Annotated in this window: 7 protein-coding genes and 1 tRNA gene; 1 reads left to right on the top strand and 7 read right to left on the bottom strand. The window is 70.2% G+C overall.

Translation table 11 applies throughout. The features are described from left to right. Positions 1 to 121: 121 nt before the first annotated feature. The 4 genes from PMI01_RS19640 to PMI01_RS19625 are packed head-to-tail and all read right to left on the bottom strand — an operon-like array spanning position 122 to position 4,839. On the bottom strand, positions 122 to 910 hold the full coding sequence (locus PMI01_RS19640; protein WP_007672970.1) for an oligosaccharide deacetylase HfsH: 789 nt from the start codon (positions 908 to 910) through the stop codon (positions 122 to 124). Further along, positions 910 to 1,854, bottom strand: coding sequence for a polysaccharide biosynthesis protein HfsG (locus tag PMI01_RS19635; protein ID WP_007672967.1), 945 nt, complete (start codon positions 1,852 to 1,854; stop codon positions 910 to 912). Before PMI01_RS19635 ends, PMI01_RS19640 begins: the two co-directional genes overlap by 1 nt. Then, a complete protein-coding gene (locus PMI01_RS19630) occupies positions 1,851 to 3,308 on the bottom strand; it encodes a polysaccharide biosynthesis protein HfsF (protein WP_007672963.1) in 1,458 nt (485 codons plus the stop codon). The genes PMI01_RS19635 and PMI01_RS19630 overlap by 4 nt, the downstream gene beginning before the upstream one ends. Positions 3,309 to 3,318: 10 nt before the next feature. Further along, positions 3,319 to 4,839, bottom strand: coding sequence for a polysaccharide biosynthesis protein HfsE (locus PMI01_RS19625; RefSeq protein WP_007672959.1), 1,521 nt, complete (start codon positions 4,837 to 4,839; stop codon positions 3,319 to 3,321). A gap of 131 nt (positions 4,840 to 4,970) precedes the next feature. Between PMI01_RS19625 and PMI01_RS19620 the strand changes: the two genes are divergently transcribed. Next, positions 4,971 to 5,061 (top strand) — tRNA-Ser (locus tag PMI01_RS19620). Positions 5,062 to 5,175: 114 nt separating this feature from the next. Here the strand turns inward: PMI01_RS19620 and PMI01_RS27240 are convergent. From PMI01_RS27240 to PMI01_RS19605, 3 genes are read right to left on the bottom strand one after another with little or no spacing between them, the layout of a single operon-like run. Beyond that, entirely contained in the window at positions 5,176 to 5,334 is a 159-nt protein-coding gene (locus PMI01_RS27240) for a tyrosine-type recombinase/integrase (protein WP_007672957.1), read from the bottom strand. 1 nt (position 5,335) lies between these two features. Further along, positions 5,336 to 5,995: an NrsF family protein gene (locus tag PMI01_RS19610; RefSeq protein ID WP_007672955.1), complete on the bottom strand. Its 660-nt coding sequence runs from the start codon at positions 5,993 to 5,995 to the stop codon at positions 5,336 to 5,338. Next, positions 5,995 to 6,612: a sigma-70 family RNA polymerase sigma factor gene (locus PMI01_RS19605; protein WP_035037267.1), complete on the bottom strand. Its 618-nt coding sequence runs from the start codon at positions 6,610 to 6,612 to the stop codon at positions 5,995 to 5,997. The genes PMI01_RS19610 and PMI01_RS19605 overlap by 1 nt, the downstream gene beginning before the upstream one ends. Positions 6,613 to 6,629 lie beyond the last annotated feature (17 nt).

Genomic DNA, 6,629 nt, shown 5'->3' with positions numbered 1-6,629 from the left:
CCTGACCGCTTCGCGGTCTGTCGCGGCGAGGGGGCGGAGTTCGCGCGGCGTCGACAGCGGGGCTCTTCCCCCTATGGGGGAAGACGGTCGCGAAGCGACCCGTAGGGGGCAAGTCGGTGCGCTACAGCCCGATCCGCCGCGCGCCCTCGGCCACGGTCACCACATCGAACCCGGCCAGGATCGCCCCGTCGACTAGCCGCTCCAGGGCCCCGGTCGTACAGCCCCAGGCCGACGGCTCGGGGGCTACGTCGTGGGTGTAGAGGATCAGCCAGGCCTTGCGGGCGTGGGCCTTGTCCAGCCAGTCGAGGGCCACGGCCTCGCCGTCCTCGCCCTCGATGCCGACGGCCGGGGCCTGGTTGAGGTCGGCGCCGTCGGCGATCAGGCCGTGGTGCAGGGCGCGCAGGGTCTTGAAGCGGCCGGCCAGGGCGGTCTTGGCCGGGCTGGCGACGTCGCCATAGGGATAGGCGAAGCTGACCGGGACGCCCGCGCCCCACGACGCCAGGGCCGCGCCGTTGCGGTCGACGTCGGCCAGGGTCTGGTCCCGCGAGGACTGGCCGCAGTCGAGGTGCGAGAAGGTGTGGCAGGCGATCTCGTGGCCGGCGGCGTGCAGCCGGGCGGCGTCCTCGCCGGTGGCGAAGCGACCCATCGGGCCCTCGCGACCGGTCAGGCCGGCGGCGAAATAGTAGGTGCCGCGCAGGCCGCGTTGCTCCAGCACCCGGGCCCCGGCCTCGCAGGCCGTGGCCGGGGCGTCGTCGAAGCTGAACGACACCATCGGCCGCTCCAGTTTCACCTTGGCCGGCCGCCGGTGGGCCAGGCGGATCAATCGCCGCCGCAGCTTGCCCTTCAGGCTGCGGTCCGGCTCGTAGGCGTCGACCTTTTCGCCAAGCGCTTCTTGGGGGGAGATCTGCATCACACGGCGTCCGAATAGAGGGCGGCCCGGTAGAGCCGCATGGCGAAGGCGCGAAGCGGCGTCGGGACCGCCTCGGCCAGGGCGAGGGACTTCAGCATCGGCCGCCACGTGGCCCGCAAGGGCAACGGCTTCAGGGCCTTGGCGACGCGATAGCTGGGATAGCCGCTGACCACCTCGAAGTGGCTCTTCACCACTCGGGCGAAATTGGCGGCCGACTGCTCGTACTTGGCCGCCAGGGCCGGGGCGGTGTCGAGGCCCAGATGGGTGGCGGAGTTGTCGATGTGGGCGATCGGGTGCCGCCGGGCCACTCGCATGGCCCACTCGACGTCTTCCCAGCCCCAGCCGGCGAAACCCTCGTCGAACCCGATGGTTTCGAAGACGTCGCGGCGGACCAGCAGGTTGGAGGTGAAGACGTGCTTCTCGGGGGCCCTGGCCCGCTCCGGGGCCGGAGTGCAGTCGCTCCTCAGGGCCATGGCCCGGTGCAGTTCGTGCTCGGGCCGGCGCGGGGTCTGGTCCAGGGTGAAGCCGCCGAACGCCACGGCGGTGTCGTCGCTTTCGGCCAGGGCCGTCCAGCGGGCCAGGAAGCCGATCGGGTCGGGCAGCATGTCGCTGTCGAGGAACAACAGGTGGCGGCCCCGGGCGTGGCGGGCCAGGCGGTTGCGGCCCTTGGCGCGGCCTTCGTTGGACGACAGGGTGATCAGCCGGGCGGGCAGCCTGAGGCGCTCGATCCGCGAGGCCATGCGCCGGGCCAGGGCCTCGTCGCCGCCGCCGTCGTCCAGCAGCACGATCTCGGCGTGGACCCCCGGTTCGTCCAGGGCCTTGAGCAAGGCGCCGGGGTCGTCGCGGAAGGTCGGGATCAGCACCGACAACCGCGGCTGGGCGGTCGCCCAGGCGGCGTTGTCGGTCAGGGTTTCACCGACGGGGTTTTGAAAGGCGGCGGTCATGCGGGGCCCTCCCTTGCGATGGCGAGGCGGCGCTGGACGATCTCGGTGGCCCGGCTTCGCAGGCCGCCGGCGTCGAGCCCCAGCACCACCAGGCCATAGACCAGGGCGCCGAGCGAGGCCTTGACGATCAGTTCGATCACGCCGCCGAAGGCGGGCGTGGCCAGGACGGCGGCGGCCATCAGGGCGCAGGCCAGGCCGGCCTTCAGCAGGCTGGACCACGGCACGGGCAGGGGGCAGGCGCGGCGGCCGAGGATCGCGGCCCCGACGGCCCCGACGCCGTAGCTGGCGGCGGTCGACCACAGGGCCCCATCCAGGCCGAAGCGCGGGATCAGCAGCAGGTTCAGCACGACATTGGCCCCGGTCGGAATGGCCATGCAGGCGATCAGCATCATCGTCCGCTTGCCCAGGGTGAAGGCCTGCAGCAGGTAATAGGTCGTCATCCCCGACAGCCAGCCGGCCAGGGCGATCCACGGCACCACCGCGCCGGCCCCGGCGCTGAGCTCGGCGCCGACCATCACTTCGGCCAGCGGGCGGCCGACCAGGGCCAGGCCGACGGCGGCGGGCAGGGTCAGCAGCACCATGAAGCTGGCCTGTTCCTGGGCGGCGTCCTTGAGGGCGGCGTGGCCGCCGCGCTCCAGGGCCGCGATCATGGCGGGCCCCCCGGCCATGCCCAGCCAGATGAACACCACGTCCAGGGTGCGGCTGCCCAGCGAATAGCCGGCATGATAGACGCCCACCGCCTGCTCGTTGAGGAAGGCGGCCAGCAGGAAGCGGTCGGTGGTCGACAGCACCAGGGCCAGGATCAGCGACAGCGCCACCGGCAGGCCATAGGCGGCGTAGGCCTTGGCCATCGCCGGGTCATAACGGCCGCCCTGGGCGCGGCGCAGGTCGGCCGGCAGCACGAACACCAGGCACAGCAGCGAGATCGCCCCCATGCCCAGCAGCGGCGCGGCGCCGCCCAGCCCGACCAGGGCCAGGACCAGGCCCAGCAGGAAGCCGCCGACCGTCTGGACGATGTCGAGCAGGGCCGCGCTGGAAACCTCGCCGGCGGCGCGGCGGCGTTCTTGCGACAGCTTGGTCAGGCTCTTGACCACCACGGCGGCGAAGGCGGCGGCGACGGCGACCTTCAGCGGCGGAGGCAGCGGCGCGAACCGCAGCACCAGGACGGCGGCGACCGGCACGACCAGGGCCAGGGCGAACCACAGGCGGTAGAGGGTGGCGAAGTGGTCGGGCAGCCGGCCGTCCTCGTCCTGCCGGGCATGGAAGCGGGCCATCGCGGCCTCGGTCCAGGTCAGCAGGATGGTCTGGGTCAGGCTGAGGGCCGAGAAGGCCAGGGCGTAGACGCCGTACTGCTCCGGCGTCAGGACGCGGGTGAACAGCACGATGGTGAGCAGTCCCACCACGCCCTGGGCGATATTGACCGGCAGGTATCCGAGTACGCCACGCCAGAACATGTTCGGGTCCTCAGCGCACCGCCGACCGATCCCCCAGCAGGCAGGGGATGGTCATGGCGATGATGTAGAGGTCCAGCCAGAACGATTGGCGCTCGATGTAGTCGACGTCCAGGGCGACGCGCTCCTGCACCAGCTGCGCGGTGTCGACCGGGCCGCGCGAGCCGTTGATCGCCGCCCAGCCGGTGACGCCCGGCTTCATGCGGTGGCGGTGGGCGTAGTGGGCGACCAGCTTGGCCGACTCGACGTCGCCGCTCTTCATGCCGATGGCGTGGGGGCGGGGTCCGACCATCGACATCTCGCCCTTCAGCACGTTGAACAGCTGAGGCAGCTCGTCGAGGCTGGTCCTGCGGATGAACTTGCCGATCCTGGTGACGCGGTCGTCGTCGGCGGTGACCTGGCGGGCGGCCTTGGCGTCGGCCATCTCGTGGCGCATCGAGCGGAACTTCCACACCAGGATCGCTTCGTTGTTGAAGCCGTGGCGGCTCTGGCGGAAGAACACCGGGCCGGGGCTGTCCAGCTTGATGGCGAGGGCGGTCAGCAGCATGATCGGCGAGGCGGCCAGCAGGCCGAGACTCCCGACGACCAGGTCCTGGGCGCGCTTGGCGACGGCCCGGCGGACGTCGGTGGTCGCGCCCGACAGGTCGACGAAGCGGGCCAGGGACGCGTTGCGCTCGGCCTCGCGGCCGACGTCGACGAACAGGCTGACGGGGTTGGGCAGCACTTCCAGGCGCTCGACCAACTGGCGGACGCGGACCTGGGCGGTCGAGGTCACGGCGATGATGACGCGATCGACATAGGGCATGATGCGGTGGTCGATCAGGGCGTTGGTGTCGCCCAGCACCGGCACGCCCATCACCTGGGGCGGGGCGCGGCCGGCGCGGTCGTCGAAGACGCCCAGCACGTTGACGTCGCCGGTCGCCAGGGCCGTGCGGATGAAGCGCTCGGCGTTGACCGTGGCGCCCACCACCACGACGTTGGGGGTCAGCCGACCTTCGCGGCGGCCGTGGTCGATGATGCGCCACCAGGCGGCGTGCAGCAGGCAGATCACGGCGATCAAGGCCAGGCCCCAGCCGGGGACGACCCAGGGGGCGGCGCGGGCCTGGTCGAAAACCAGATTGGCGGCCAGAACCACCAGGGCGGCGGCGCCGAACGCCGCCAGAACGCGCAGCCCGTGTCGCTGGAAGGTGTCACGCCGATGGAAGGCGTAGGCCTCCAACCCGTAGAGGGCCGGAACGAGGGTCAGGGCGCTGAGCACCAGCGGCGCGAACGCCCCGGCTGTCAACCGCGCGGCGACGATGACCGCGACGGTCACCGCGGCGACGGCGACGGCGTCGACGACCCGGAAGATTCTTGAAAGGCTGCGGACCTGCATGCGGGCCCGGGCCGGAACCAGACGACCAGGCCGGAACGGCCCGCGCCGGCCGACGCCGACCGCGTCGTCGTCCTCGATCACCGAGCGCTGTGACGTCGCCTGGACGTCGGCCACGCGGACGTCTTCGGTCTCAACAGGATGTGCGATTGCCGACGACATGAGCCCCGAGCCCGTTACAGAACGGGGTTCACCCTAGTCCCGCGGTCTGAGCTTCACGTTAACGCGGATTTTTCCGACAGCTCGATTGTCACGACGCGGCGAACAGGCTATCGAACCGCTCCCTCTCAGGAGGAGACGTGGCCGAGAGGCTGAAGGCACCGCTTTGCTAAAGCGGCATACCCCAAAAGGGTATCGAGGGTTCGAATCCCTCCGTCTCCGCCACCTTCCATTATAAAATCAAAGAGACTTCCCCTTCTGGGGACAATTCGGGGACAATTGGACGCCAATGACGGCGTTCGCCTTGGCTGCTTCAGCGCCTTTGTCGGCCCGGTTGATCTACTTCGCGTAGACCTTGAACACCATGGCCAGGGAGGCATGGCCGAGTTGCCTGGCGATGTAGGCTGGGTTGATCCCGCCCATCAGCGGAATGGTCGCGAAGGTGTGGCGGGTCTGGTAGGCGCCGCGGCGCCGGTCGATTCGTCGAATGCGGAGCATGTTAGTTACCTTGTCGGCCGCCGCCGGACCGGGTCACCCTGCGGCTGAACACCGCCGCCGCGCCGAGGAACAGCAACATGGTCCCGAGGTTCCAGCCGAGCACCATTGCCGTGGCGTCCAGCGGGTGGAACATCGACAGCGCGGTCGCCGTGATGGCGGAAACCGCGAGGCTGCCCATCAGGATCACGGGCGTCGGCCGCAGAGCGGCGGTGTAGCGCAGCATGGCTAGCATCAGCACCGAAAGCGGCAGGCTCATCAGGACCAGGGTGGACAGGCAACCGGACGCCGCGCCGACCGTGATGGCGCCCGGCGGGACGGGGACCCATCCGGCGAAGCACTGATAGCCGATCGTCGCGAGCCATACGACGAGGGGCGGCGCGGGCAGCAACAGCCACCAGCGGGATCGGTCGGGCAAGCTGGCCAGGAAGGCGGCGATGGTCGCGAGCACGCCGGTCAACAGGCACGACACCATGTTGAGAGCAAAGATCGTGTCGCGCATGCGTTCGGCGAACTGCGGACGCAGGCCATGGCCAAGGGTGATCAGGGTCATCAGCCCGGCGGCGAGCGCCAGCCAGATCGCCGCGCGCACCAGCGGGGGGCGCAGGCGCCTGACCGGCGCGGCGCTTTCCGCGAGCGAACGGACGAGGTCGGAGGTGTCCATCACGAATCCTTCCGATCCGCGAGCATGGCGCGCAAGCTCTGAAGCGCGCGATGCGTCGCCATCTTGAGGGACGCCACGGAAAGCCCCGTCTCCAAAGACGCGTCCTTCAACGACATCTCCCCGAGCTTGAGCAGGTTGACGGCTTTCTGCTGCACCGGCGGCAGGTTGCCGATCGCCTCCTCTAGACGGCCCCGGTCCAGAACGACGTCGGTCTCGGGCGGGGCGGCCAGGGCCTCGTGTTCCATGTCCAGTTCGGTTTCCCGGCGCGTCGTGCGGCCCAGGCGTCGCAGCCGGTCGATCGCGCGGCGATCGGCGATCCCGACCAGCCAGGGGCCGAACGGTCGTGACGGGTCGTAAGTGCGCCGGATGGCATGCAGGGTGAGCAAGATATCCTGCACCGTGTCCTCGATGTCCCACGCGTCCTTGTGCCATCGCCGCGCGCGCGATCTCAGATAGGGTGTGATCTCCCGCAGCAGGCGCAGATAGGCCGCCTTGTCGCCATCCTGGGCGCGCGCCATGAGGATGGTCCAGTCGATATCGCGTGCGCCAGTGTCCGTCCGATCCGGATCGAGATCGGAGGTGACGAGGCGCAGGCGTGGTTCTCTGTCGCTGGTCATCGGCTTGGCCGTTGGAC

This window comes from Caulobacter sp. AP07 (assembly GCF_000281955.1).
Taxonomy (GTDB): Bacteria; Pseudomonadota; Alphaproteobacteria; order Caulobacterales; family Caulobacteraceae; genus Caulobacter.
The sequence above is the reverse complement of the archived record's forward strand: the minus strand, read 5'-3'. Positions and strand labels throughout refer to the sequence as shown.